Source organism: Lysinibacillus sp. 10T31 (assembly GCF_056394365.1).
On sequence record NZ_JBFTHS010000123.1, the window covers coordinates 1 to 1,911 of the forward strand.

1 protein-coding gene is annotated in these 1,911 nt (G+C 37.8%); it reads left to right on the forward strand.

Features of this window, described 5'->3' with window-relative positions; all coding sequences use genetic code 11:
• Positions 1 to 586: 586 nt before the first annotated feature.
• Complete coding sequence (locus AC1DCY_RS27050; protein WP_477355744.1) at positions 587 to 1,546, forward strand: hypothetical protein; 960 nt, start codon at positions 587 to 589, stop codon at positions 1,544 to 1,546.
• Positions 1,547 to 1,911: the final 365 nt, after the last annotated feature.

The following is a 1,911-nucleotide window of genomic DNA, read 5'->3' on the forward strand; positions in this document are numbered from 1 at the left end:
GTAGGATGAATCTCCCATGAGTGCTTCCCGTGAGGGAGCGACAGTCAGTGATACACCGTGGTCGTTGGAGTCAGACTAACGGAAGGGCTCAAGGCACCATAGTTTATCGACCTTCCTCTCCCAGCCGTAGTATACAATACCCGTTCTGAGTACATTTTCATCTTCTGTGGTGTAGCGCTGGTTTTTGCGCTACATGGATGGCTAACGGGGTGCTTTAGTTGAAGAAGGCTCATTTAATTGATCAAACTTTTTTTATAAAAATCTCATACTTAGTTATAAAGATTAACTTCATTTTGATCAATCTTTTTTCAAAATGGAGTTTTTGCATTTGCTGATAAATAAAGGATGAAGGAAATTTTTCAATCAATTTTTATTCTAAAGCTACACTTACATCACCGAGAAATTAGGCTTTATTATTTTTGGCTTTCCTTATCGTTGTAAATCCGCATTTACCTGACGTTACCCCTTTTAGGTACTACTTATAAAAAAAGATTTCTTTCTCCTCCAATCCAAAAACAAACTTTTTAGGGGACCTCATACGTCTTACTTATGTAGAGACAAAAATGAATAAATGGAGGTTTAGAAAATGAAAAAGCAGTCCGTAAAGAAAATTTCTTATTTAGCGTTGGCAGGTTTCATTTGTGCAGTTGGAATCGGGGCGCCACAAGTTTCGTTGGCAAAACAGGCAGCTTCAGATCCAAAAGTGGTGACTCAGCAATCCGAAAAAACGTTGCCAAAAATAGAAATTGGTCAAAAATTTAGAGTACCCGAACTTAAACTTAAGGAAAATACGTATGTACTCGACTGCAAGGTGTCCGATATTGACGGTAATTCAGTTAAAGACAATGTGATATTGGTGGGTACAAAAGAAAAGATTGATGGAAAACTGGATGCGTATGCGAATGATTTATCCATCATCGTGCAGGAGGGAAAAACTAAAAGATACACAAAATATGATTGGATGGTCAAAGGGACGGATGGAAAATTGTATGGGGAATCCGCCCGAGAACCAAACTTGATTATTGGTGACTATACGGGCAACAAAGTGAACGATATTATCGTAACAGCCCCTCAAGGAGGAAATTATGGATATGTGGATCATCTGATCTTAACTTGGGAAGGAAATAAACTCAAAGATGTTTTGGCGGATAACCAAGAACTATACACGAATTCTCAGGCAAACTTCACTTTTAAATTGCCTGCTTCATGGAACGGACGTTACAAGGCAAGCCAATATGCAGGCACAAATGCAAATCAAATCATGCCATCGGCTAAGCATGTAGTGCAGTTCGATTATACGACAAAAAATGGAAAAGATACTGAGATGCTGCTGATGATCTCCGTATTTTCCAAAAATGATTGGAGTCGCCTCTCCAGCGAAGAAGGCCCGCCTGTAGGGAGCGTCATTACGGAAGCCAATGGCATGGTGTATGTGTATACGGTACCGCAGTCCAATCCGTTTGCTCCCCAGTCGGAAGACGGCAAGCTGTTTGACCAACTGTACGGTGATTTGAATATTAATAAATCTTTCGAACTGCTAAAATAGGTCTTTGCAAAAAAAAAGCGCCTCGGTACGATAGGGTTGCATACGAGGTAGATGTGTGACTTTGTAATAAAGTTTGTTCATTTATAATAAAGATTGATAATTTGTAATAAAGTTTGATTAAAACCATCTCACCTTTATAGATTTCTAAAGGTGAGATGGTTTTTTGTTGGAAATTTACATTAATATCACTATAAAGATTGTGAAGAATTATACTTAAACTAAACCAGCTAATAGTTTGTCAATAATTTTCTGTTAAAAGTTTAATAGGCACGTGCTATACTAAAAAAGTGCATGACAAATAACCGTCCTAAAGTTTGTTTTTGGAAGGTTTTGTTTGATTTAGTTATACCTACTTATCAAGCTAA

Excerpts from the sequence above, each read along its gene's own strand:
- AC1DCY_RS27050 (WP_477355744.1), top strand. The coding sequence starts at position 587 with ATGAAAAAGCAGTCCGTAAAGAAAATTTCTTATTTAGCGTTGGCAGGT.